The 23,667-nt window shown below is 68.6% G+C and carries 26 protein-coding genes and 1 riboswitch; of the genes, 14 read left to right on the top strand and 12 right to left on the bottom strand.

The window, feature by feature from the left end; genetic code table 11:
- The first annotated feature begins 32 nt into the window (after positions 1-32).
- Both M9945_RS05420 and M9945_RS05425 read left to right on the top strand, forming a co-directional pair.
- Positions 33-2,435 (top strand): transketolase, encoded by a 2,403-nt coding sequence (locus tag M9945_RS05420; RefSeq protein WP_367943723.1) that lies wholly within the window; start codon positions 33-35, stop codon positions 2,433-2,435.
- Positions 2,436-2,660: 225 nt separating this feature from the next.
- On the top strand, positions 2,661-3,533 hold the full coding sequence (locus M9945_RS05425; protein ID WP_367943724.1) for a D-alanyl-D-alanine carboxypeptidase family protein: 873 nt from the start codon (positions 2,661-2,663) through the stop codon (positions 3,531-3,533).
- 10 nt (positions 3,534-3,543) lie between these two features.
- On the opposite strand, the gene M9945_RS05430 is transcribed toward M9945_RS05425, so the two are convergent.
- The 6 genes from M9945_RS05430 to M9945_RS05455 all read right to left on the bottom strand — a co-directional run bounded on the left by M9945_RS05430 (position 3,544) and on the right by M9945_RS05455 (position 9,209).
- The gene (locus tag M9945_RS05430; protein WP_367930268.1) at positions 3,544-3,924 is read right to left on the bottom strand and encodes a cytochrome c family protein; all 381 of its coding nucleotides are present in this window, start codon (positions 3,922-3,924) and stop codon (positions 3,544-3,546) included.
- A 73-nt stretch (positions 3,925-3,997) separates the two neighbouring features.
- Complete coding sequence (locus M9945_RS05435) at positions 3,998-4,363, bottom strand: hypothetical protein (RefSeq protein ID WP_367943725.1); 366 nt, start codon at positions 4,361-4,363, stop codon at positions 3,998-4,000.
- A 104-nt stretch (positions 4,364-4,467) separates the two neighbouring features.
- A complete protein-coding gene (locus M9945_RS05440; RefSeq protein WP_367943726.1) occupies positions 4,468-4,719 on the bottom strand; it encodes a hypothetical protein in 252 nt (83 codons plus the stop codon).
- A gap of 165 nt (positions 4,720-4,884) precedes the next feature.
- Positions 4,885-5,085: riboswitch (cobalamin riboswitch) on the bottom strand.
- A 50-nt stretch (positions 5,086-5,135) separates the two neighbouring features.
- Positions 5,136-5,690 (bottom strand): sugar transferase, encoded by a 555-nt coding sequence (locus tag M9945_RS05445; RefSeq protein ID WP_367943727.1) that lies wholly within the window; start codon positions 5,688-5,690, stop codon positions 5,136-5,138.
- Positions 5,691-5,786: 96 nt separating this feature from the next.
- Complete coding sequence (locus M9945_RS05450) at positions 5,787-7,718, bottom strand: polysaccharide biosynthesis protein (RefSeq protein ID WP_367943728.1); 1,932 nt, start codon at positions 7,716-7,718, stop codon at positions 5,787-5,789.
- 168 nt (positions 7,719-7,886) lie between these two features.
- Positions 7,887-9,209 carry an NAD(P)/FAD-dependent oxidoreductase gene (locus M9945_RS05455; protein WP_367943729.1) on the bottom strand — a complete coding sequence of 441 codons (1,323 nt, stop codon included), beginning with the start codon at positions 9,207-9,209 and terminating at the stop codon, positions 7,887-7,889.
- Between the two features lie 120 nt (positions 9,210-9,329).
- Here M9945_RS05455 and M9945_RS05460 point away from each other — a divergent pair, with 120 nt between their 5' ends.
- Positions 9,330-10,232 (top strand): LysR family transcriptional regulator, encoded by a 903-nt coding sequence (locus M9945_RS05460; RefSeq protein ID WP_367943730.1) that lies wholly within the window; start codon positions 9,330-9,332, stop codon positions 10,230-10,232.
- A gap of 9 nt (positions 10,233-10,241) precedes the next feature.
- Here M9945_RS05460 and M9945_RS05465 read toward each other — a convergent pair whose 3' ends face one another.
- From M9945_RS05465 to M9945_RS05480, 4 genes are read right to left on the bottom strand one after another with little or no spacing between them, the layout of a single operon-like run.
- Positions 10,242-10,994 (bottom strand): SDR family NAD(P)-dependent oxidoreductase, encoded by a 753-nt coding sequence (locus M9945_RS05465; RefSeq protein ID WP_367943731.1) that lies wholly within the window; start codon positions 10,992-10,994, stop codon positions 10,242-10,244.
- 37 nt (positions 10,995-11,031) lie between these two features.
- Complete coding sequence (locus M9945_RS05470) at positions 11,032-11,865, bottom strand: universal stress protein (protein ID WP_367943732.1); 834 nt, start codon at positions 11,863-11,865, stop codon at positions 11,032-11,034.
- A gap of 31 nt (positions 11,866-11,896) precedes the next feature.
- Positions 11,897-12,238 (bottom strand): cytochrome c, encoded by a 342-nt coding sequence (locus tag M9945_RS05475; RefSeq protein WP_367943733.1) that lies wholly within the window; start codon positions 12,236-12,238, stop codon positions 11,897-11,899.
- A 29-nt stretch (positions 12,239-12,267) separates the two neighbouring features.
- The gene (locus M9945_RS05480; protein WP_367943734.1) at positions 12,268-12,549 is read right to left on the bottom strand and encodes a phasin family protein; all 282 of its coding nucleotides are present in this window, start codon (positions 12,547-12,549) and stop codon (positions 12,268-12,270) included.
- A gap of 271 nt (positions 12,550-12,820) precedes the next feature.
- Here M9945_RS05480 and M9945_RS05485 point away from each other — a divergent pair, with 271 nt between their 5' ends.
- Positions 12,821-13,210 (top strand): hypothetical protein, encoded by a 390-nt coding sequence (locus M9945_RS05485; protein ID WP_367930279.1) that lies wholly within the window; start codon positions 12,821-12,823, stop codon positions 13,208-13,210.
- A gap of 6 nt (positions 13,211-13,216) precedes the next feature.
- On the opposite strand, the gene M9945_RS05490 is transcribed toward M9945_RS05485, so the two are convergent.
- The gene (locus M9945_RS05490) at positions 13,217-13,570 is read right to left on the bottom strand and encodes a DUF423 domain-containing protein (protein ID WP_367943735.1); all 354 of its coding nucleotides are present in this window, start codon (positions 13,568-13,570) and stop codon (positions 13,217-13,219) included.
- A gap of 287 nt (positions 13,571-13,857) precedes the next feature.
- On the opposite strand from M9945_RS05490, the gene dnaK reads away from it, so the two are divergent.
- The 10 genes from dnaK to M9945_RS05540 all read left to right on the top strand — a co-directional run bounded on the left by dnaK (position 13,858) and on the right by M9945_RS05540 (position 22,790).
- Entirely contained in the window at positions 13,858-15,777 is a 1,920-nt protein-coding gene (gene dnaK, locus M9945_RS05495; protein ID WP_367943736.1) for a molecular chaperone DnaK, read from the top strand.
- Positions 15,778-15,963: 186 nt separating this feature from the next.
- The gene (dnaJ, locus tag M9945_RS05500; RefSeq protein ID WP_367943737.1) at positions 15,964-17,085 is read left to right on the top strand and encodes a molecular chaperone DnaJ; all 1,122 of its coding nucleotides are present in this window, start codon (positions 15,964-15,966) and stop codon (positions 17,083-17,085) included.
- Positions 17,086-17,233: 148 nt separating this feature from the next.
- Positions 17,234-17,839, top strand: a complete 606-nt coding sequence (gene pmtA, locus M9945_RS05505) for a phospholipid N-methyltransferase PmtA (protein WP_367943738.1) — start codon at positions 17,234-17,236, stop codon at positions 17,837-17,839.
- An 80-nt stretch (positions 17,840-17,919) separates the two neighbouring features.
- A complete protein-coding gene (locus M9945_RS05510) occupies positions 17,920-18,507 on the top strand; it encodes an NADPH-dependent FMN reductase (RefSeq protein WP_367943739.1) in 588 nt (195 codons plus the stop codon).
- Position 18,508: 1 nt separating this feature from the next.
- Positions 18,509-19,207 (top strand): orotidine-5'-phosphate decarboxylase, encoded by a 699-nt coding sequence (pyrF, locus tag M9945_RS05515; protein ID WP_367943740.1) that lies wholly within the window; start codon positions 18,509-18,511, stop codon positions 19,205-19,207.
- 27 nt (positions 19,208-19,234) lie between these two features.
- Complete coding sequence (locus M9945_RS05520; protein ID WP_367943741.1) at positions 19,235-19,528, top strand: DUF1330 domain-containing protein; 294 nt, start codon at positions 19,235-19,237, stop codon at positions 19,526-19,528.
- Between the two features lie 183 nt (positions 19,529-19,711).
- Positions 19,712-20,113: a GNAT family N-acetyltransferase gene (locus tag M9945_RS05525; RefSeq protein ID WP_367944770.1), complete on the top strand. Its 402-nt coding sequence runs from the start codon at positions 19,712-19,714 to the stop codon at positions 20,111-20,113.
- 118 nt (positions 20,114-20,231) lie between these two features.
- Positions 20,232-21,509, top strand: a complete 1,278-nt coding sequence (locus tag M9945_RS05530; protein WP_367943742.1) for a polyhydroxyalkanoate depolymerase — start codon at positions 20,232-20,234, stop codon at positions 21,507-21,509.
- A 268-nt stretch (positions 21,510-21,777) separates the two neighbouring features.
- Positions 21,778-22,296 carry a transglutaminase-like cysteine peptidase gene (locus M9945_RS05535; RefSeq protein ID WP_367944771.1) on the top strand — a complete coding sequence of 173 codons (519 nt, stop codon included), beginning with the start codon at positions 21,778-21,780 and terminating at the stop codon, positions 22,294-22,296.
- 113 nt (positions 22,297-22,409) lie between these two features.
- Positions 22,410-22,790: a DUF6481 family protein gene (locus M9945_RS05540; protein ID WP_367943743.1), complete on the top strand. Its 381-nt coding sequence runs from the start codon at positions 22,410-22,412 to the stop codon at positions 22,788-22,790.
- 31 nt (positions 22,791-22,821) lie between these two features.
- Here the strand turns inward: M9945_RS05540 and M9945_RS05545 are convergent, their stop codons facing one another.
- Positions 22,822-23,604, bottom strand: coding sequence for a GGDEF domain-containing protein (locus M9945_RS05545; protein ID WP_367943744.1), 783 nt, complete (start codon positions 23,602-23,604; stop codon positions 22,822-22,824).
- Positions 23,605-23,667 lie beyond the last annotated feature (63 nt).

A 23,667-nucleotide genomic window follows, 5' to 3' on the forward strand; every position in this document is an offset into this window, starting at 1 on the left:
TAGACTGGGGGGATTATGGAGATCCGCCTGACATGAGCGACGCACGCATTCCCGCCCTGACGCAGCTCGAGCGCAAGGTGCGCTGGCTCTCGACATGGATGATCCACAACGCCAACCACATCCGCCCCAACGAGGACGGCCTGAAGGTGGGCGGCCATCAGGCTTCGTCGGCCTCGCTCTCCACCATCATGACCGCGCTCTATTTCGCGGCGCTGCGGCCCGAGGACCGCGTCGCGGTCAAGCCGCATGCCAGCCCGATCTTCCATGCCATCCAGTATCTGTTCGGCAACCAGACGCGCGAGAAGCTGGAGAATTTCCGCGGCTACAAGGGCGCCCAGTCCTATCCTTCGCGCACCAAGGACGGCGACGACGTCGATTTCTCGACCGGCTCGGTCGGCCTCGGTGTCGCCCAGACGCTGTTCTCTTCGCTGACGCAGGACTACCTGCGCGCCAAGGACCTCGCCAAGGGGCCGGGCGGCAAGGAGCCGGAGGGCAAGATGGTTGCGCTGCTCGGCGACGCCGAGATGGACGAGGGCAACATCTTCGAGGCGCTGCTCGAAGGCTGGAAGCACGGCCTGCGCAACACCTGGTGGGTCGTCGACTACAACCGCCAGAGCCTCGACGCCGTGGTGCGCGAGGGGCTGTGGGAACGCTTCGAGGCGATCTTCCGCAATTTCGGCTGGGACGTGGTGATCCTGAAGCACGGCGCGCTGCAGCAAGCCGCCTTCGCCGAGCCCGGCGGCGAGGCGCTGCGCCGCTGGATCGACGAGTGCCCGAACCAGCTCTATTCGGCCCTGACCTTTCAGGGCGGCGCCGCCTGGCGCAAGCGGCTGATGGACGACATCGGCGACCAGGGCGACGTCAGCCGGCTGATCGAGGCGCGCAGCGACGCCGAGCTCGCCGAACTGATGGCCAACCTCGCGGGCCACGACCTGCCCTCGCTCATCGAAGCCTTCGAGGCCGCGCGCCGGCACGACCGCCCCGTCTGCTTCATCGCCTACACGATCAAGGGCTACGGCCTGCCGCTCGCCGGCCACAAGGACAACCATGCCGGGCTGATGACCCCGGCGCAGGTCGAGGCGCTGCGCGAGGCGCTCGGCGTCCGCGCCGGGCACGAGTGGGAGCCCTATGAGGGGCTGAAGGACGCCGAGGCGCTGCGCCGCTTCGTGGCGGCCGCGCCGTTCAACGCGCGGGGCCGTCGCCGCAAGCACGCGCCCGCCGTCGCTGTTCCGGATCGGCTCGACATCGAGATCGGTCCGGAGATGTCGACCCAGCAGGGATTCGGCCTCCTGATGCACGGCATCGCCAAGCAGGACGGCCCGTTTGCTGCCCGCGTCGTCACCACCTCGCCCGACGTCACCGTGTCGACCAATCTCGGCGCGTGGGTCAACCGGCGCGGCCTGTTCGCGCGAGAGAAGATGGCCGACCTCTTCAAGGCCGAGCGCATTCCCTCGACCTTCACCTGGAATTTCTCGCCCGAGGGCCAGCACATGGAGCTCGGCATCGCCGAGATGAACCTGTTCCTCATGCTGTCGGCGCTCGGCCTGTCGCACACCACTTTCGGCGAGCGGCTGCTTCCCGTCGGCACGCTCTACGACCCGTTCATCGAGCGCGGCCTCGATGCGCTCAACTATGCCTGCTACCAGGACGCGCGCTTCATCCTCGCCGCCACGCCCTCCGGCGTGACGCTGGCGCCCGAGGGCGGCGCGCACCAGTCGATCGCCACGCCGCTGATCGGCATCGCGCAGGACGGGCTGGCCAGCTTCGAGCCGGCCTATGTCGACGAGCTGGCCACTATCCTGCGCTTCGGCTTCGACTACATGCAGCGCGACGGCGACGCCGAGCCGGACGAGACAACATGGCTGCGCGACGCGGTCGGCGGCTCGGTCTATCTGCGGCTGTCGACGCGCTCCCTCGAGCAGCCGCGCCGCACGATCGACGAGCGGCTGGCCGAGGACATCGTCAATGGCGGTTACTGGATGCGCCGGCCCGGCCCCAACGCGCAGATCGTCGTCGCCTATACCGGCGCGGTCGCGCCGGAGGCGATCAGGGCGGTCGGCCTGCTCGGCGAGGACCGGCGCGACATCGGCCTCCTCGCCATCACCTCGGCCGACCGGCTCAATGCCGGCTGGAGCGCCGCGCAGCGCGCCCGCGAGCAGGGCCTCGTCCACGCCCGCAGCCATGTCGAGCGCCTGCTCGCCGCGGTGCCGCCGCATTGCGCCCTCGTCACCGTCATCGACGGCCATCCGGCGACGCTCGCCTGGCTCGGGGCGGTTCACGGCCACCGCACCCGCTCGCTCGGCGTCGAGCATTTCGGCCAGACCGGCACCATCGCCGATCTCTACCGCCATTACGGCATCGACGCCGAGGGCATCATGCGCGCCGCCGAGGCCCTCGTGCCCGGCCGGCCGGTGCGTCACCTCTCGGCCTGCTGAGATCGGGCCGGCTCCGGCCGGCTCTCCCTCGCCATATTCGGCACGGCCGGCGATTCCGCCCGGCCGCGAAATGCTCTAAGGACGGAGGCGAGGCAGGTCGATTCTCCCCGCCGCTCCCCGTCCGTCCGTCCGCGCCCTTGCGCGGCAGGGTTGCAGGCGGGACAAGGCTCGGGCATCATCGCGCCTGCTTCGGGACTTGTCGTTCGCTACAGCCGGGTGGGAAAGTTGCACGCATTCCGGGCCGCACCGGCTCTTCTTCTTCGCCGCCTCGCGGCGTTCCTCCTTCTTGTCGGCCTGCTGTCGGCCTGCACCACGCAGGCGGTGATGGAGCCGGCGGTCGCGCCGCTCATCTCGGACAAATACGCGGCCATCGTCGTCGACGCCCGTTCGGGCAGGGTGCTCTACGAGCGCGCCTCGAACGCGCCGCGCTATCCCGCCTCCTTGACCAAGATGATGACGCTCTACCTCCTGTTCGAGGCGCTGGACGAGGGCCGGGTGCGGCTCGACGAGGAGATTCCCGTCTCCGCCTTCGCCGCCTCGCGGCCGCCCTCGAAGATGGGCATCAAGCGCGGCGGCAGCATCGACGCCCGCTCGGCTGTCCTCGCCCTTGCCGTGCGCTCCGCCAATGACGTCGCGGTGGCGGTCGCCGAACGCCTCGCAGGCTCCGAGGAAGCTTTCGCGCGCAGCATGACGCTGAAGGCGCGCCAGCTCGGCATGACGGGCACGGTGTTCCGCAACGCGTCCGGCCTGCCGGACGACGGCCAGCGCACCACCGCGCGCGACATGGCGGTGCTGGCGATGGCGCTGCGCAACCGCTTTCCCCACCACTATCATTATTTCGCCAACCGCGAGTTCGCCTTCGGCGGCAAGATCGTGCGCGGCCACAACAGCCTGCTCGGCCGCATACCCGGCGTCGACGGGCTGAAGACAGGCTATATCCGCGCCTCGGGTTTCAACCTCGCCACCTCGGCCGGGCGCGGCGGGCGGCGCGTCGTCGCCGTGGTCATGGGCGGCGAGAGCGCCAGGGCCCGCGACGAGCACATGGTATCGCTGATCGAGACCTACCTGCCCCGCGCCGCGGCCGGCGCGGGACAGTGACGGGCTGCCGTCACGGCGCCGACGCGGGATCCTTCAGATAGGCGATCAGGTCGGCGATCTCCTCGCCCTTCCTGATCCCGGCAAAGGCCATGCTGGTTCCCTTGACCATGGTCTTCGGCGCGGCGAGGTATTGCGCGAGCAGCGCCTCGTCCCAGACCTTCCCGTCGGCCGCGAAGTCCTTCATCGCCGGCGAGTAGCGGAAGCCGTCGACCGAGGCCACCGGGCGGCCGCCGATGCCGGCGAGGTTGGGGCCGACGCGGTTGCCGGTCTCCACCGTGTGACAGGCGGCGCATTTCCTGAATGCCTTCTTGCCGGCGACGGCATCGCCTTCCGCATGGGCCGGCAGCGCGACGACGGCGAGCGCAAGGAGGGTGAGAAATTTCCTGGGCATGAAGTTCCTGGGCATATCCTGGGGTCCTTCCGTAAATGACCGATGAGCGGCCCCGGAGCGCGGGGCCGGCGTGTCAGCCGGTTACGGGAGGCGCGCGGGGATAGCCGGGCCGGTATCGCGAGGCCGCCGTCCGCGCGTCCGCGCGCGACGGATCATGGAATGCCGCCGCGAGGATCGGCCGCGGGCGGAAAGCCGCCGCTTCCGGGGGAGGGGCGGGCGGCGTCTGGCCCTGCAGGCAGCCGAGCGCGCAACAGTCCGGCAAGCCGGCATGGCCGGTGGAATGGGCGGGATCGGTGAGGCAGAGCGGATTGCCGAACCGATCGAGCGCCGGGCCGGAAGGCAAGGCCGCCGCCCATTGGGGCAGGAACGATTGCAGCGCGAACACCAGCGCGACGGACAGCGCCAGCAGAAAAGCCCGACCTCTGCGCCTTCGAAACACGCGTCACCTCTCTCCGCGTCTTCATACCAGAGCGGGAGGCGCGGAAAAACCGGCCGGGGCTGCGGCAAAGCGCTCGCCGCAATCGCTTCGGCAGGGCAGGCGGCTCAGGCCGGCGCGCCGCCGGTCCGCGCGAGCGCGCCGAACAGCGCGCGCAGGCGGTGCAGCCTGCCGTCCGCCAGCCCGGCGGCGTCGATCCGGGCGATCTCGATCCGCGCCGCCTCGGCGGGATCGGTTCCTTCGGGCAGGCCGAGCAGCCAGACGAGGAACACGTCCTCGGGCTGTGTGCGCGGCGACGGCCACTGGCCCGCTGGTCGTTCCGTTGCGCCGGCCGCTTGCGTCGAGGTCGCCATCGTCACGCCTCCGCTTCCGGTGCGCGCGGGCGGTGCTGCATTTCGTCGTCGAGGCGCATGGGCGGCCCTTTCCCGAAAGGGCTGGCGTGACGGGGGCGCGGGGGAAATGCGCAAGACGAGGGCCGTGCCCCGTCGCAACGCCTTCATCCCGTGACCGCCCACCGCGACCAGCCGGTTGAAACAGTTCGAGGCTGGTTTCCGGACTTCGACGCCGTTCTCTCGAGAACCGCCCCGGCGCCTTCCCGGGACGATCCCAGTGGCGCATGCCGGGGCTTTGCTTCGCTACCGTTGCGGGGGCAGTGCCGGCTTTCGACCGGCTTCCCAATTATCCATCCGCGGTTGGCGGACGGCACCTTGAACGTGGCGACGATAGCACGAAAGCGGCGATGGCGAGCAGGATAATTCGTCGCGGCGCGGCAGGATCAGGCTCGAGTGCGGTCGCCGCGCCCCGCGCCCCACACCGTTGCCAGAATCAGCCTCAGGTCGGTCGCCGCCGACATCGAGGCGAGATAGGTGGCGTCGAGCGCCGCCAGTCTCTTGGGGTCGGACATGTCGACCCCGGCCACCTGCGCGACGCCGGTGATGCCGGGACGAAGGGCGTAGAGCCCGCGCGCGCGGCGCTCGGCGACGAGCTCGGCCTGCGAGGGCAGGCAGGGGCGCGGGCCGACGAGGCTCATGTCTCCGCGCAGCACGTTCCACAATTGCGGCAGCTCGTCGAGCTTCAGGCGGCGGAGCCACCGCCCGAGCGGCGTCACCGCGCGCGACGGCGTCTCGTGGGTGGGCGCGTCGGGCGTGTCGGCATGCATGGTGCGCAGCTTGTAGCAGGTGAACGGCGTCTCATGCCTGCCGACCCGCGTCTGCGACAGGATCGCCGGCCCCGGCGAGGTCAGCCGGATCGCCGCCATGCACAGCAGCGCGACCGGCACCGCCGCCGGCAGGGCGGCGAGGACGAGCGCGAGGTCGAGGATGCGTTTCATCGGCGGGCGTCATCGGTTCAGGGAACGGGAAGCAATATTGGAAAGCGCGGGGGCGGGATAGCCCATGGCCGCGCCTCCGGCCTGGCCGCCGCCGCGTCACGAGCCGCGCGGCGTTTCCGCTTTCTTGGCCGGAAGGGAGGCGGGGGCCGCCGGCGTCGTCGCGCCGTTGCGGGTCTCGGGGATGGCGTGGGACAGGAGCGCGATGGCCCGCGCCCTGTCCTCCCTGGCGGCGCAGGCCGCGATCTCGTCGAAGGTCCGGTTGAGGAGGTGCCATTCGATGACGCGCGGCGAGGCGACGACGTAGCCTTCCTCGGTGTGCCCCTCCCTCACCTCGTGCGCGTGGAACAGCTCCTCGTGCAGCTTCTCGCCGGGGCGGAGCCGGGTGAAGACGATGTCGATGTCGACATAGGGCTTCAGCCCCGCGAGCTGGATCATGCGCTCGGCGAGGTCGACGATGCGCACCGGCTCGCCCATGTCGAGCACGATGACCTTGCCGCGCCCGGTCTTGTGCAGGTCCGAATGGGCGGACGCGTAGAGGATCAGGCTGATCGCCTCCGGAATGGTCATGAAGTAGCGCACGATGTCGGGATGCGTGACCGTGACCGGGCCGCCCGCGGCGATCTGGTTCTGGAACAGCAGCGTCACCGATCCGCTCGAGCCCAGGACGTTGCCGAAGCGCACGGTCTTGAACCGCGTCTTGTCGCAGATCATGTCGAGCGCCTGGCAATAGGCCTCGGCCGCCCGCTTGGTCGCCCCCATGATGCTGCTCGGATTGACCGCCTTGTCGGTCGAGATCAGGACGAAGGACGAGACGCCGCTCGCCCGCGCCGCGTCGGCGACGTTGCGGGTTCCCAGCACGTTGGTCTTGATCGCCTCGAGCGGGTTGTCCTCCGTCAGCGGCACGTGCTTCAGCGCCGCGGCGTGGAACACGATGTCGGGCTCGATCCGCGAGAATATCCGCGCCACGCGCTCCGCATCGCGCACGTCGACGATGCGGGTGACGATGTCGAGGTCCGGGTATTTGTCGCGAAGCTCGGTGTCGATGGTGTAGAGCAGGAATTCCGAGCTGTCGGTGATGATGAGGCGGCGCGGGGCGAAGGCCGCGATCTGCCGGCACAGCTCCGAGCCGATCGAGCCGCCGGCGCCCGTCGTCAGCACCACCCTGTCCCGGATCAGCGATATCGCCTCGTCCGGCTTGATGTTGACTTCCGAGCGCAGGAGGAGGTCGCTCAGCTCGATCGGCCTCGGCTCGAGGATGTTCTTGCTGGTGACGGCCTCCATGTCGGTGACGCCGGGAATCTGCAGCACCTTCATGCCGTAGCTGCTCGCCTGCGTCAGGATGTGCATCAGGCGCTTGCGCGACGGCGACGGCTCCGTCACGATCAGCTCCTTGACGTCGATGCCCTGGCCGTGGAGCTTTTCGAGCACCGCCTTCAGGTCCTTGAGGGACCCCAGCACCGTCACGCCCTGGACGGTCCTGCCGAGATTGATGCGCGAATCGTCGATGATGCCGGCGACCCAGAACGTGCTGCCCGGCCTGCGCCGGCTGGCGCGGATGAAGCTCTCCGCCTTGTCGGATAGCCCGCACAGCAGGATGGGATGGCCGGCCGCCCGCCTGGCGCCGGAGGTCTTGGGCAGCCGCCGGGAATATTCGAGCGCGAGGCGGTAGCTGATCCGCATGCCGACCATCGCCACGGTCATGTAGATCAGGGTCAGCACCGGCACAGAGCGGGGCACGTTGTCCCCGCGTGTCAGCAGGAAGGCGCCGATCGTATAGACCGCCACCGCCAGCAGCGCCGATTTGAGGATCGTCACCAGGTCGGGCGTGGAGACGTAGCGCCACGACACGCGATAGGGCGAGAACACGGCGAAGGCGAACGCGGCGGCCAGCGCGAAGCCGGCAAGCTTTTCTTCCAGCGCCGGCACGTTGAGCGCCCACGGATAGCCGTGGCTCGTCAGATACGCCGCCATGAACGCGCAGGCCGCGGCGGTGAGATCGATGAGGAAGATCAGGACGTAGCGCAGCATCGGTTCAACGCGAAAAAAGGGCCGAAAGCCTGTGTCTGCAAGGCGTTGACGTCCACTCCGATCTTGTTCGTCTTCGATACCATGCTTGAAAGCGTAGTACCGGATCACGCTGCCTCAAGCAACGGGAATGAGGATCGCCTCGAACAAGAAATAAAACCGTCGCGGTGTTTAGTTGCGCGACGATCCGCGGCGGCTCGGAACCCGAGCCTCTGCCAGGTGCACCAGTTGCGCGCCGGCCTCGTAGAAGGCCGAGCGCAACCCGCGCAGAGGTACGGCGCGCGGCTCGGTCAGCGGCAGCGGCAGGGCGTCCTGCGCCGTCTCGCCGGCGAGGAACTCTGCCATGGCGCGGCCGAACACCGTGCCGGGTGCGATGCCGCGGCCGTTGTAGCCGCAGAAGGTATAGTCGCCGTCCTCCAGTCGGTGGAAGCGCGGCAGGTTGTCGGCGGTCATGCCGATCGTGCCGTACCACTCGTCCTCGAACCCGACCGTGCCGAGCCATGGGCCGAGCTGCGGAAAGAACCGGCGCAGCGCCCGTTTCGCCCAGGCGCGGTGGATGGCGGCGCCGGTGTTGCGCAACGCGCCGACCGAGCCGAACACCAGCCGGTCGCGCGCGTCGTAGCGGAAGGACAGCAGCACTTCCTTGGTGTCCCATACGCCCTGGCGGCCGGGCAGGATCGTGCGCACGAGATTGCCGGGCAGCGGCGGGGTCGCCATGTTGAAATAGGGCAGGAACACCTGCTCGCGGGTGATCTCCTCCTTCAGGAGCCTGGTATAGGCGTCGGTCGCGAACACCACCTTGCGCGCGGCGAGCGCGCCTTTCCGCGTCCGCACGCGCCATCCCGCCCCGGTGCGCTCCAGCGCCGTCGCCGGGGATCGAGTGTGGATCGTCACGCCCAGCGCCACGGCCGCGCGGGCAAGGCCGCGGGCGTAGGCCAGCGGCTGGATGGTGCCGGCGCGGCGGTCGAGAAGCGCGCCCTCGTAGAAATCCGTGCCGAGCATCATGGCCGCGTCGGCCTTGCCGATGAGCTCGACCGGCGCGCCGCGCATCTTCCACTGGCGCTCGCGCTCGGCGAGCTCCTCGAAGCCGGCGCGGCCGACCCCCGCATGCAGCGTGCCGACCGGGTTGGCCTCGCACTCGATCCCGTGCCGGGCCACCATGTCCCAGACATAGGCGGGGCCGGCGCCGAGGAAGTCGAGCAGCCGGTTGCCGTAGTCGTCGCCCAGCGTGGCGACGAGGTCGCGCGGCATCACCCACATGCCGGCGTTGACGAGGCCGACATTGCGCCCCGCCCCGCCGAAGCCGATCTCCGCCGCCTCGACGACGGCCGCCTCTATGCCCTTCTCGGCGAGATGGAGCGCGGTGGAAAGCCCCGTATAGCCCGCGCCGATCACCGCGACTTCGACGGCGCGCTCGCCCTCCAGCACCGATGTCGCGGGCGCGGCCGGCGCGGTCTTTTCCCACAGTCCATGCGAGCGCGGATCGTTCTGCATCGTCGAGACCTCGTGTCGGTCGGGCCGCGGACGTGCCGGCCCTTTCTTCCCGCCCCTTTCTTCCCGCAAGGCCGTGAGCTAGGCTAACGAGCCTTTTTCAAGACATCATGCCAGACGGTAATGCCCATTCGCGCGCCACGACGGTTCCTTCCCTCGCTTCCGCTCCTTGCCGCCTTCGAGGCGGCCGCGCGAACCGGCTCGATCACCCAGGCCGCGAGCGAATTGTCGCTGACGCAGTCGGCGGTGTCGCGCCAGATCAAGGCGCTGGAGGGCCAGCTCGGCGTCGAGCTCTTCGTCCGCGAGAAGCAGAAGATACGCCTTACCCTCGGCGGGCAGGTCTATGCGCGCGAGATCCGCGACGCGCTCGGCAAGATCTCCAACGCCTCGCTGAACCTCCTGGCCAACCCGGCCGGCGGGACGCTGACGCTGGCCGTGCCGCCGACCTTCGGCGCGCGCTGGCTGGTGCCGCGCGTTCCGCGCTTTCTTGCGCGCCACCCGCAGGTCAGCCTCAACATATTGAGCCGGCTCACGCAGTTCGATTTCAGGCAGGACGTGATCGACGCCGCGATCTATTTCGGCGCCCCGCAATGGACGGGCGTCGATATGGAGCTCTTGCGTGGGGAGACGGTGATCCCGGTCTGCGCGCCGGAGCTTGCCGCGCGCCACGACTTCCGCGCGCCGGCCGACATCCGCAGGGCGCCGCTCCTGCACCTGACCACCCGGCCCGACGCCTGGGAGCACTGGATGCGCCGCTACGGCGTCGACGACCGGGCCGTCCAGGGCATGCTGTTCGACCAGTTCTCGACCCTGTTCGAGGCCGCCGCCGCCGGGCTCGGCGTCGCGCTGCTTCCCGATTTCCTGTTCGAGGAGGAGCTGCGCGAGGGCCGGATCGTCGAGGCGCTGCCCCTGCCGCACAGCGGCGACGAAGCCTACTATCTGTGCTGGCCGGGGGATCGCGACGCCCACCGGCCGCTCGCCCTGTTCCGCGACTGGCTGCTGGAGGAAACTGCCGCCAGCCGCTGACGACACATTTCAGCGCGCGGTGTAGCCGCCGTCGACCAGATGGTAGCTGCCGGTGATGAAGCCGGCCCTGTCGGACAGGAGGAAGCAGGTCAGCGCCGATACCTCCTCCGACGTGCCGAGCCGACCGACGGGATGCAGCCCGGCGAGTTGGCCCAGCGTCTCCTCGTCGAGGTTCTTCGACAGGAGCGGCGTGTCGATGAAGGCGGGGCCGACCGCGTTGATCCGCACGCCGGCCTGCGCATATTCGATGGCGGCGGTCTTGGTCAGGCCGATCAGCCCGTGCTTGGCCGTGACATAGGCCGACGCGCCGGCCCAGCCGACCGAGCCGAGGATCGACGAGACGTTGACGATTGCGCCGCCGCCGGCCTTCAGCATCGCCGCGATCTGGTACTTCATGCCGTAGAACACGCCGTTGAGGTTGACGTCGATCACCTTTCTCCAGCCGTCGAGCGGGTAGTCGGCAACCTGCTCGTTGGGGCCGCCGATGCCGGCATTGTTGACGGCCAGGTGCAGGCCGCCGCCGGTCTCGACGGCGAACTCGACCAGCCGTTCCGCCGCCGCCGGATCGGCGACGTCGACCTCGATGGCATGCGCCCGGCCGCCGTCGCCGCGAATCTCGCTTGCCACGTCCTGCGCGGCGGTCAAGTCGAGATCGGCGGCGATGACCACCGCGCCGCGCTCGGCCAGTTCCCTGGCGATCGCCGCGCCGATTCCCGAGCCGGCTCCGGTGACGATCGCGACCTTGTTCTGGAAGTCGTTCATTTCGCTCACTCCTTGATCGGCTCCGCGTAGCCGACGATTAATGCGAGAGCATGACAGGCATCGACAGCGATTTGAGGACGCCTTCGGTCGCTCCGCCCATCACGAAGTCGCGCACGCGCGAATGGCCGTAGCCGCCCATGACGAGCAGGCCGCAGCCGCGCTCCTTCGCGCCGTCCTGCAAGGTCCTGGCGACGGCCGCGCCCTTGCCGTGCAGCACCGCCGCCTCGGCCTCGATGCCGCCGCGGCGCAGGCTCTCGGCCAGCCGCGCGCCGTCCTCGACCACGAGCTTCTTCTCGTCGGCCACGGTCAGCACGCTGACTTTCTTCGCGCGGGCGAGGAAGGGGCGGGCGTCGGCCGCGGCGCGCGCCGCGACCCGGCTGCCGTCCCAGGCGATGGCGACATGGTCGAACGCGCCGGCGTCGACCGTCTCCGGCAGGAGCACCACCGGGCGACCGGAGCCGAACACCACCGATTCGGCCGTCGTGCGCGAGGTCGGGTTGTCGGTTTCGAGGCCGATGAGGACGATGTCGTGGTAGCGGGCTTGCAGCGCCGCGGTCGCCGACAGGAGCGGCTGGCTCTCGGCGATCGTCTCGGCGCTCACCGCGACGCCGGCCGCCTTGCCCGCTTCCTCGACCGCCGCGATCAGCCGCTCGCCGTGCTTGCGGCTCGTGGTCTCGGCCTGCCGGATCATGTCCGGCACGTCGATGAGGAAGCGCGACAGCGCGTTCGACACCTGCGGGATGGTGACGTTGACCGCGAGCACGCCGAGATCCGCGCCGAGCAGCGCCGCCACCGCCGTCGCGTTCGCCGCGACCGCGTCGCTGTTGGGGTCGGTGTAGGTGACGAGGGGAAGAAAGGCCTGAAGCTTCACGGGAGATTCTCCTTGGATGAAAGCAGCCGCCTCAGGGCTGGAGGCTGGCGATATAGTCGAGAATGGCTGCGATCTGTTCGGGCGTGGCTGTGAATTGCGGCATGTCCGGATGGCCGGTGGCGATGCCTTCGACGAAGGATTCCTCTAGCGCGTCGATCGGGTAGCGTTCCCAGAGCGTGCGGAAGGGCGGCGCGTCGGGATGGCGGCTCTCGTCGGCCGTGTCGATGCCGTGGCAGGCGGCGCAGTTGGCCTCCACCAGCGCCCTGCCATAGGCGATGTTGGCGTCCTCCTCCTGCGCCGCGGACTCCTGCGCAAGAGAGGGCAGGACGGCGACCATGAAGCTCGCGAACAGGAAAGGGCGCAAACCCGGCATCGCGCTCCCCGATGCGTCGTTCGGTCGGCTCACGCCGCCACCGTGGCGGCGGCGATGTCCTCGGCCACGGCGTCGGCCTGTTCCTTCATCGCCGTCGCCGCCTCGGACGCGATCTGCGGAACCAGCGTGGCAAGCCGCCCGGTTTCGCCGACCCAGTCCATCGCGGCGTTCTGCATATAGGTGGCGGTGATGTCGAACGCATCCTTGAACTCCTCGTCGGCGACGAGATCGTCGAGGAACTGCGCCGCCGCCTCGCTGCGGCGGGCGAGGAAGGACAGGGATTCGCCCTGCCAGCGCAGAAGGGTCTGCATCGACTGCGCCTGCATCCTCGCAGTGACCGCGAACGCCTTTCTGCTTTCGCCGAGGGCAAGCGCCTCCGGCCAGGATGGGACCATGGGAAGAACATAGGGGGCGGGATCGGTTCGGCGTGGCATCGCGACCTCCTCGACGACGATGAAAATCAGGGCTTATCGTGCAGTATAGGTCGCCATCGTGGCCCGACATTGATTTTTATCAAGGTTTGCGCGCATGACTCGGCTAGCCAGAAAAGGCCGATACGCGCAACGAAGAGGAAAGACCGACATGACCGAACTGAAAGACCTGACGCCGCGATTCCGTCATGTCCGCCTGCTTCTGGCGCGCGAGAAGGGGCATCCGTCGGGCGACCGGGACGAGGGCTACGACCTTCTCGTGCCGCTCGACGAGGCCGGCCGCCTCGACGCGGCGGAATGGAAGACGCACCAGCAGCATTGCCGCGTGCGCCATTTCCGGCCCGGCGAGGACGACCGCATCGGCCGGCTGCGCCGCAAGCCCGGCGGCCAGTGGTATTTCGACTATGTCGAGGGCGACGACGGCGACGACGAGGTCGGCTTCCGCTTCGGCGAGGAACGCTTCGTCACCGGCGAATACGTCTCGGTCGGCCGCGGCGAGGGCTCGCGCACCTATCAGGTCGCCCGCGTCGAGAAGCCCTGATCGGCCCTATCGCTCGGGCCGGATGAGGGCCGAAGCGGCGATGCCGAGCCAGCCGAGGATCGTCAGCGTGCCGCCGGTCGGCGCGGCCATCGGGAACAGCCGTTCGCCTGCGAGGTCGCGCAGCGTCAGGTCTCCCGCGAACAGCGCCACCCCGGCGAGGACGACGAGCGCGGCCGGCGCGAGGATGCGCCCGCCCGACTGGCGGCCCGCGAGCCCGACGGCGAGCAGTGCCGGCGCATGGGCCAGCATGAAGCCTGCGGCCGTGCCGAGGTTGTCGCCGCCGGCATGGGCGGCCGAGGCGAGGAGGGCGACGCCGCCCGCGCCGAGAAGGCCCGCGGCGAGGATGAGGAAACGGTGCATCGGAAATCGGCTCCGGTCGGGTTTGATGGAAGCGCCGATAGCACGGGACGCCGCCGGGCGCAGCAGGCGAAACGCCGCGCGCCGGCGGTGCGCCCGGATGACGCTCTTTGTGGCAAATCGCGGCCCGCTCCGGCTTGCGCCGCAAAAGCACGGTTCTTATATACGCGCCGAAGTCGCGGCATTGCCGGCAACGGCCATGGACGCGACCCAATCGAGAAGTTGAGGGGCCGTCGCCCGGAACGCCTTTACAGGGTCCATGGACGGCCTGCCAGAAGGAGAGAATGAACATGGCCAAAGTGATCGGTATCGACCTCGGTACGACCAATTCCTGCGTCGCCGTCATGGACGGCAAGGACGCCAAGGTCATCGAGAATGCGGAAGGCGCGCGCACCACGCCTTCGATGGTCGCCTTCACCGACGACGGCGAGCGCCTCGTCGGCCAGCCCGCCAAGCGGCAGGCGGTGACCAATCCGGAAAACACCCTCTTCGCCATCAAGCGCCTGATCGGCCGTCGCTATGACGACCCGGTCACCGACAAGGACAAGGGCCTCGTGCCCTACAAGATCGTCAAGGGCGACAATGGCGACGCCTGGGTCGAGGCCGGCGGCAAGAAGCAGTCGCCCAGCCAGATCTCGGCCATGATTCTCCAGAAGATGAAGGAGACGGCGGAAGCCTACCTTGGTGAAAAGGTCGAGAAGGCCGTCATCACCGTTCCCGCCTACTTCAACGACGCCCAGCGCCAGGCCACCAAGGACGCCGGCAAGATCGCCGGCCTCGAGGTGCTGCGCATCATCAACGAGCCGACCGCGGCCGCGCTGGCCTACGGCCTCGACAAGAAGGAAGGCAAGACCATCGCGGTCTACGACCTCGGCGGCGGCACCTTCGACATCTCGGTGCTGGAGATCGGCGACGGCGTGTTCGAGGTGAAGTCGACCAACGGCGACACCTTCCTCGGCGGCGAGGACTTCGACATGCGCCTCGTCGAGTATCTGGCGGGCGAGTTCAAGAAGGAGCAGGGCATCGATCTCAAGACCGACAAGCTCGCGCTCCAGCGCCTGAAGGAAGCGGCCGAGAAGGCCAAGATCGAGCTGTCGTCCGCCTCGCAGACCGAGATCAACCTGCCCTTCATCACCGCCGACCAGACCGGCCCGAAGCACCTGACGATGAAGCTGACGCGCGCCAAGTTCGAGCAGCTCGTCGACGACCTCGTCCAGCGCACCATCGAGCCGTGCAAGGCGGCGCTGAAGGATGCGGGGCTGAAGCCCGGCGAGATCGACGAGGTCGTCCTCGTCGGCGGCATGACCCGCATGCCCAAGGTGCATGAGGTCGTGAAGCAGTTCTTCGGCAAGGAGCCGCACAAGGGCGTCAACCCGGACGAGGTCGTCGCCATGGGCGCGGCCATCCAGGCCGGCGTGCTGCAGGGCGACGTCAAGGACGTGCTGCTGCTCGACGTGACCCCGCTGTCGCTGGGCATCGAGACGCTGGGCGGCGTGTTCACGCGCCTGATCGAGCGCAACACCACGATCCCGACCAAGAAGAGCCAGGTCTTCTCGACCGCCGAGGATTCGCAGTCGGCGGTGACGATCCGGGTCTTCCAGGGCGAGCGCGAGATGGCGGCCGACAACAAGCTGCTCGGCCAGTTCGATCTCGTCGGCATCCCGCCCGCGCCGCGCGGCGTGCCGCAGATCGAGGTGACGTTCGACATCGACGCCAACGGCATCGTCAACGTCTCGGCCAAGGACAAGGGCACCGGCAAGGAGCACCAGATCCGCATCCAGGCCTCGGGCGGCCTCTCGGACGCCGACATCGACAAAATGGTCAGGGACGCCGAATCGCACGCGGCCGAGGACAAGCAGCGGCGCGAGCTGGTCGAGGCCCGCAACCAGGCCGAGGCGCTTGCCCATTCGGCGGAGAAGTCGCTGAAGGACTATGGCGACAAGGTCTCCGCCGACGACCGCAAGGCGATCGAGGACGCGCTCGCCGCGCTGCGCTCGGCCGCCGAGGGTGACGACGTCGAGGAGATCAAGGCGAAGTCCAACGCCCTCGCCGAGGCCTCGATGAAGCTTGGCCAGGCGATGTACGAGGCCAGCCAGGCCGAGAGCGCCGAGGCCGACGCCGCTTCCGACGCCGCCAAGGGCGGCGACGACGTGGTCGACGCCGATTTCGAGGAAATCGACGACGACGGCGACAAGAAGAAGTCCGCCTGATCCGTTCGGGCCGCACGATCGAGAACCCGGCCTTGCGCCGGGTTTTCGTTATCCACTTGAAGGCGGTTTGATGCCCGCCGGCTATGGCATATCGGGCCAAGGCTCACTAAATCGTCGGACGTGGACAACGTCCAGCCCGATGCCCGAATCGGGGCCTGAACCGAGGCGGATTGCCCAGGAAGCAACATGAAGGCTGATTTCTACGAGACGCTTGGTGTCGCCCGCGGCGCGGACGAGAAGGAGCTGAAGAGCGCGTTCCGCAAGCTCGCCATGCAGTTCCATCCCGATCGCAACCCCGGCGACGAGGCCTGCGAGCACAGGTTCAAGGAAATCAACGAGGCCTATGAGTGCCTCAAGGACCCGCAGAAGCGTGCCGCCTACGACCGCTTCGGCCATGCCGCCTTCGAGAACGGCGCCGGCGCGGGCGGCCCCGGTTTTGCGGGCGGCGGCTTCGCCGACATCTTCGAGGACATCTTCGGCGAGATGATGGGGCGGCGCGGCCGCTCCTCCGGCGGGCGCGAGCGCGGGGCAGACCTGCGCTACAATATGGAGATCACCCTCGAGGAGGCCTTCACCGGCAAGACGGCGCAGATTCACGTCCCGGCGTCCGTCTCGTGCGAGGAATGCTCCGGCACCGGGGCCAGGCCCGGCACCCAGCCCGTCACCTGCGCCATGTGCTCCGGCTCGGGCCGCGTCCGCGCCGCGCAAGGGTTCTTCTCCATCGAGCGCACCTGCCCGCAATGCCAGGGCCGCGGCCAGACCATCCAGGACCCGTGCGGCAAGTGCAACGGCCAGGGGCGGGTCACCGAGGAGCGCTCGCTCTCGGTCAACATTCCCGCCGGCATCGAGGACGGCACCCGCATCCGGCTCGCCGGCGAGGGCGAGGCCGGCTATCGCGGCGGCCCGGCGGGTGACCTCTACATCTTCCTGTCGGTCAAGCCGCACGAGCTGTTCCAGCGCGACGGCGCGGACCTGTTCTGCAAGGCGCCGATCTCGATGACGACCGCCGCGCTCGGCGGCTCGTTCGAGGTGACGACGCTCGACGGCTCGCAGACGCGGGTCAAGGTTCCCGAAGGCACCCAGAACGGCAAGCAGTTCCGCCTGCGCGGCAAGGGCATGCCGGTGCTGCGCCAGCCGTCGATCGGCGATCTCTACATCCAGGTCGCCATCGAGACGCCGCAGAACCTGACGCGCCGCCAGCGCGAGCTGCTGGAGGAGTTCGAGAAGATCTCCTCGAAGGAGAACAACCCGCAATCGACCGGCTTCTTCGCCCGGATGAAGGATTTCTTCGATTCCTCCGGCGCGTGAGGTACGGTAGGAAACGCCTGGGTGGAGCGCGGAAAAGTGTGCGGCGGCGAGGTGTGCCCTTCACAAATTCCACATCCGCCCTTGAATCGGCGCTTTCAAGGTTTACTGTAGGGAAAGCGACTTTTCCTGTTCTGGAGACGACATCCTTATGGCCCACGGCAAGCTTCGCCAGTCGCTCGCGCGGCGCTTCGATGAAGAACTGCGCTTCTTCAAGGGCTGGATGGACAAGCCGCGCGCCGTCGGGGCGATCGTGCCGACCAGCGGCGTCACCGCGCGCAAGATGGCCTCGGTGGTCAATCCCGCCTCGGGCCTGCCGGTGCTGGAGCTCGGGCCGGGAACGGGCGTCATCACCAAGGCCATTCTTCAGGCCGGGGTGAAGCCGGAAAATCTGTGGTCGATCGAATATTCCGAGGATTTCGTCCGCCACCTGCGCAACGCCTATCCGGGCGTCAACATCATCCAGGGCGACGCCTTCGACCTCGACACGACGCTCGGCGACCAGCGCGACACGGTCTTCGATTCGGTCGTTTCCGGCGTGCCGCTGCTCAACTTCCCCGTCGAGAGGCGCGTCGCCTATGTCGAGGACCTGCTCGACCGCCTGCCGCCGGGGCGGCCCATCGTGCAGATCACCTACGGCCCGGTCTCGCCGGTTCCCGTCGGCCGCGGCAACTATTCGGTCGAGCATTTCGACTTCATCCTGCGCAACATCCCGCCGAGCCGGCTGTGGATCTACCGCCGCGGCCCCGCCGCCTGACGACGGCAGGCCCCGCGCCTTTGACACGGCCCCGTCCTCGGCTTAGGACAAGCCGATCTCAACGGGAGCCGTGAACCGCAATGACGCCGAAGATCCTCGTCTTCGCCGGGTCGATCCGCACCGGCGCGTATAGCGGCAAGACCGCCGACATCGCCCAGAAGGAGCTGGCGCAGCAGGGGGCGGAAGTCACCCGCATCTCGCTCGCCGACTATCCGCTGCCGATCATGGACGAGGACCTCGAGGCCGAGAAGGGCATCCCCGAGAATGCCTTGAAGCTCGCGCGCCTGTTCGTCGCCCATGACGGCATCCTGATCGCGACGCCGGAATATAACGGCTCCGTCCCGCCGCTGCTGAAGAACGCCATCGACTGGATCAGCCGGGTCCGCGAGGACGGCGGCAAGCCGCTTCGCCCCATTCCCGGCCGGGTGGTGGCGCTGTGCTCGTCCTCCAACGGCCATTTCGCCGGCATCCGCTCGGCCTCGCATCTGCGGCAGATCCTCGCCCACATCCAGATGGACGTGATCGCGCCGCAGCTTTCGGTGCCGAACGGCGCCGAGGCGTTCGACGAGGATGGCGAGTTCGTGCCCGAGCGGCTGCGCAAGACCATGACCCAGGTCTGCGCCGCGCTGATCGAGCGCGCCTGGCTGGTTTCGGGAAGGACGCGCTGAGATGGGCAACGCAAGCGAACGGCTGATCGTCGGGCTCGACCTTCCTTCCCTCGCCGAGGCCGAAAGGGCGGTGCGCGAGCTCGACGGCCTCGTCTCCTTCTACAAGATCGGCTACCGGCTGGTCTTCGCCAGCGGGCTGGACTTCGCCCGCGACCTCGCCGCCGAGGGCAAGCGCGTCTTCCTCGACATGAAGCTGCTCGACATCGACAACACCGTCGCCGAGGGCGTCGAGAGCGTGGCAAAGCTCGGCGTCTCGATGCTGACGCTGCATGCCTATCCCAAGGCGATGCGGGCGGCGGTCGCGGCCGCGCGCGGCTCGAACCTCACCCTGCTCGGCGTCACCGTCCTGACCTCGATGGACGAGGCCGACCTCAGCGATGCGGGCTATTCGAACACCACGCCCGGGGAACTCGTCGCGCGCCGGGCGCGGCAGGCCCTGGAGGCCGGCATGGGCGGCATCGTCTGCTCGGCCGCCGAGGCAGCCGCCGTGCGCGCCATCGTCGGACCGGGCATGGCGGTGGTGACGCCGGGCATCCGCCCGGCCGGTGCCGAGCGCGGCGACCAGAAGCGGGTGATGACGCCGGCCGACGCGCTTGCCGCAGGGGCGAGCCACCTCGTCGTCGCCCGGCCGATCGTCGCCGCGCCGGACCGGCGCGCGGCCGCGGCCGCGATCCTGTCGGAAATGGAGGCCGCCGCCTGACCGGCGGCCGATGAGGAGGAGAGGACCATGTCCAAGGCTTACTGGATCGCCCATGTCGATGTGAACGATCCCGAGCGATACAAGGATTATGTCGCGACCGCCAAGCCCGCCTTCGAGAAGCACGGCGCGCGGTTTCTCGCGCGCGGCGGCGCCTGCCGGGCGCTTGAAGGGCAGGGGCGCGCCCGCAACGTGGTGATCGAGTTCCCCTCGATGCAGGCCGCGCTCGACTGCTACCACTCGCCCGACTACCAGGCCGCCAAGGCGATCCGCGTCACCGTCGCCGATGCCGAGATGGTCGTCGTCGAAGGCTTCGAGGACTGATCCATCGCAAGGGCGACTGTCGATCTTCCGGCCACGCCGGCAGGCTATAGCATCCGCGCCCGTCGCGTCGGCGATGACACGGCGCTGCTCGGCATAGAGAACCGCGCAGCAAGCCTGTTCCGCGACCACGGCTACCCCGCCATCGCCGACGCCCCGCTCGCCGGTATTGCCGCGCTGCACCATCTGTTCGACGGCGCCGAGGTCTGGGTCGCGGTCACTCAGGACGACGACGCACCCGCCGGCTACGCCGTCGCCGGCCCGCTCGCCGGCTTCTTCCATCTGCGCGAGCTGTCGGTCGATCCCGCCCATGGCAGGCGCGGCGTCGGCGCGGCGCTGGTCGGAGCGGTGCTCGCGGCCGCGGAACGGGCCGGCTGCGACGGCGTCAGCCTCACTACCTTCCGATTCGTCCCGTTCAACCGGCCGTTCTATGCGCGCCTCGGCTTCGGCGAGCTGCCGCTCGAGGCCGCGCCGCCACCCTTGCGCGCCGTCTTCGCCCGCGAGCTGCCGCAAGGGGTTGATATGAAAGAGCGCCTGCTGATGCTGCACCGCCTGCCGAGGCACGATCCGGAACCGGCGGCAAGGTAGTTTTATTGCGTTTGTCGCCTATTGCATGGCAGCAAAAGACTGTTAGCTTTTGCAGCGTAGCATTTTCCTTGCCCGGCTGATCATGCGTCGCCGCCGGGGGCAGGATCGGGGATACTGAATGTACTATCAGATCTATGAGCTGAACCACGCCGCCTTGCAGCCCTTCCGCGCCCTGGCCGACGCGACCAAGCTCTTCTACCAGAACCCGCTCAACCCGCTTTCGGCGACGCCGGTCGGGCGCGCAGTCTCGGCGGCGGCCGAAGTGTTCGAGCGCACCACGCGCCGCTACGGCAAGCCCGCCTTCGACCTCCCCACCACCACCGTCGACGGCGCCGAGGTCGGCGTCGAGGAGAGGATCGTGTGGTCGCGCCCCTTCTGCGACCTGATCCATTTCCGCCGCGACCTGCCGCGCGCGCGCCGGGCCGACCCCAAGCTGCTGATCGTCGCGCCGATGTCCGGCCACTACGCAACGCTGCTGCGCGGGACGGTCGAGGCGATGATGCCGCATGCCGAGGTCTACATCACCGACTGGACCGACGCGCGCATGGTGCCGCTTTCCGAAGGCCGGTTCGATCTCGACGACTATGTCGACTACATCATCGGCATGTTCCACCATCTCGGCCCCGACACCCATGTCATGGCCGTATGCCAGCCCTCGGTTCCGGTCCTGTCGGCCGTTTCGCTGATGGAGGCGCGCGGCGATCCGCTTTCGCCCGCCTCGATGACGCTGATGGGCGGCCCGATCGACACGCGCCGCAACCCCACCGCCGTCAACCTTCTCGCCGAGAAGAAGGGCATCGAGTGGTTCCGCGACAACGTCATCATGCCGGTGCCATTTCCCAATCCCGGCTTCATGCGCGAGGTCTATCCGGGCTTCCTCCAGCTCTCTGGCTTCATGAGCATGAACCTCGACCGCCACCTGATCGCCCACAAGGACTTCTTCATGCATCTGGTGAAGAACGACGGCGACTCGGCCGAGAAGCACCGCGAGTTCTACGACGAGTATCTCGCGGTCATGGACCTGACGGCTGAGTTCTATCTCCAGACGGTCGAGACCGTCTTCGTGCGCCACGACCTGCCCAAGGGCCAGATGAAGCATCGCGGCGAGCCGGTCGATCCGTCCGCCGTGCGCACCGTTGCGCTGCTGACCGTCGAGGGCGAGAACGACGACATCTCCGGCGTCGGCCAGACCCAGGCGACGCATGATCTGTGCGTCAACATCCCCGATTCCATGCGCGGGCATCACCTCCAGTCGCGCGTCGGCCACTATGGCGTGTTCAACGGCTCGCGCTTCCGCGCCGAGATCGTGCCGCGCATCGTCGACTTCATGGCCACCCACGCCGCCAAGACGCGGCCGGCGGCCAAGCCCCGCCTCGTCAGCGTGAAGAACAGCTGACGGTTGCGGCCACTCCCCGCACTGTGGACATTGTGCCACAGCGCGGGGCCTATCCTCCGGCAAGGCCGCCTTCTCACGCTTCCGTCAATTGACGAGCCGCCCGACTGCCCCTTAACGTTTCTTTAACGGCTAAAAGAATCGGTGAGATCGGGGTTTTGGGCGGATGATGGCCACATTCAGCAGGTGGCGGCTGGGCATGTTCGCGGTTTCGGCGCTGGCCCTGACGGCGACCACCGGCACGACCACCCAAGCGGCAGGTCCCGGCACGATGGCGACCGGAGGGATGACCTCGCAGCCGATCGGCCATTACGAGTTCTGCCGCGCCAATGCCGACGAATGCGCCATCCGCACGCGGCGGCCCGGACCGCTGGCGCTGACCGACGCGCTGCGCGAGACCATTTCCGCGATCAACGCCGCGGTCAACGCGGCGGTGAAGCCGATGAGCGACTTCGACATCTATGGCCGCGACGAGGTCTGGGCCTATCCCGACCAGGGCGTCGGCGACTGCGAGGACTACGTGCTCGAGAAGCGCCGGCAGCTCGCCGCCATCGGCGTGTCGCTGTCGAACCTGCTCATCACCGTCGTGCGCAAGCAGGACGGCGAGGGCCATGCCGTCCTGACGCTGCGCACCGACAAGGGCGACTTCATCCTCGACAACCTCAACGACGAGCTCCGCCTGTGGTACGAGACCGGCTACCGCTATCTCAAGCGGCAGTCGAGCGAGCACACCGGACGCTGGGTGACGCTGATCGAGGACCAGAACATGCTGGTCGGCGCGGTGCGCTGAACCCGGCCTTTCCCGCCTCTCTTTGCCCTTTCGCGCTTTTTCGGTCTTGAATTGCGGCGTTGCAGCGATCATTAAGATCGCGAATTCATTGCCCGCGACGGAGAAGACGAAGAGTGGCGATCTACAAGGAAAGGAATTTCGCGGACCGCAGGCAGGCGGCCGACGAGGCGAAGAAGGCCCTGCTGGAGAAGTTCAAGGCGAGGCCGGCGGCGGACGATCCCGCGGTCAAGGCGCGCGCCGCCGAAAGGAAGGCGACCGCGGAGGCGCGCGAGAAGCGCGAGGCCGAGCGCCGCGAGGAGAAGCGCCTGAGGGCGGAGCGGGAGGAGCGAGAGCGCGCCGAGCGCGAAGCTTCGGCCGAGGCGGCCGCCCGGGCCGAAGCGGAGGCCAAGGCCCAGGCCGAGCAGGACATGGTGGCGCGTGTGGTCGCCGACGAGGCGGAGCGCAAGGCCAAGCGCGACGCGCGCTATGCCGCGCGCAAGGCGCGCCAGAAGTAAGACCGGTCTTTTTCCGCCTTGCCGGCCCGGCTCAGGCCGCGGCCTTTTCCGGGTTCTCGAAGACGACGCGGTTGCGGCCGCGCGCCTTCGCCTCGTAGAGGCGGCTGTCCGCCTCGCGCATCAGCTGCGACCATGACAGATGCGGGCGAAGCCGCGCCGCGCCGATGCTGACCGACAGCGGCAGATACTTGCCCTCGCCGGGCGAGAAGCGCAGCCCCTCGACGCCGAGGCGGATGCGCTCGGCGACGATCAGCGCCTCGTCCTGCGTCGCGCCGGACAGGAAGGCTGCGAACTCCTCGCCGCCGATGCGGCCGACGATGTCGCCCGCGCGGACCCCCGAGCGGATCGCCTCCGCGATCATCAGCAGCGCGACGTCGCGCTGGGCGTGGCCGTGCGTGTCGTTGATGTACTTGAAGTGGTCGGCGTCGATGATCAGCATGACGCCGGTGTCGCTGCGCCGGCGGGTGCCCTTGAGCGCGGTGAAGAACGATTCGCGGTTGAGCAGCCCGGTCATGTCGTCGTGGCGGGCCTTTTCCGCCAGCTGCGCATGGGCGTGCGCCAGCTCCGCATGGGCCCTGGCGAGCCGCTCGTGCGCCGCCGTCACTTCGCCCAGCGCGTCGGCCAGCTTCTTCTTCTGCAGGAAGGTGTAGGCGCTGCCCGGCAGCGCGATGGCGAGCGTGCAGAACACCGCCATCAGCAGGGCGCTGCCCTCGACCACGCCGCCGATGGCCGGCACGATCGTCAGAACCAGAAGGAGCGACGCTGTAGCCGAGAGGATGGCGGTCAGCGTCGCCTTGGCGAGAACCTTCTTCATGGGTGATCCTTACGTTGCGGCGGCTACTTGCCAGACGAACGTGAACCCTCGCTTTCCCCGATG

Origin of the sequence: Aquamicrobium sp., from assembly GCF_023954335.1 — a bacterium.
GTDB lineage: Bacteria > Pseudomonadota > Alphaproteobacteria > Rhizobiales > Rhizobiaceae > Aerobium.